General features: G+C 37.0%; 1 rRNA gene. It reads right to left on the bottom strand.

From position 1 onward, the window contains the following. Positions 1-173, bottom strand: a 23S ribosomal RNA gene (locus CES82_RS12095); the annotation flags it as partial. Positions 174-324 lie beyond the last annotated feature (151 nt).

Below are 324 nucleotides of genomic sequence, written 5' to 3'. Positions count from 1 at the left end.
TTAGCTATGTATTCACTAAGCATTAATCATCGACTAAGATGATTGGGTTTCCCCATTCGGAAATCTCCGGATCAAAGCTTACGTACAGCTCCCCGAAGCATATCGGTGTTAGTCCCGTCCTTCATCGGCTCCTAGTGCCAAGGCATTCACCATGCGCCCTTTTTAACTTAACCTCATCACTTACGTGACGGATTAATTGAGTATTACGCGAAGTAAATAAACTTTACTAATAAAAAACTCAAAATACGCGGTGTTCTCGGCTTAATTAATGAAATTAATTAATATAAAAGAAAATTGATATTATCTAGTTTTCAAAGAACCAAT

It is taken from the genome of Secundilactobacillus silagincola, from assembly GCF_002583405.1.
Lineage (GTDB): Bacteria > Bacillota > Bacilli > Lactobacillales > Lactobacillaceae > Secundilactobacillus > Secundilactobacillus silagincola.
This window is presented reverse-complemented; position numbering and strand designations above follow the sequence as displayed.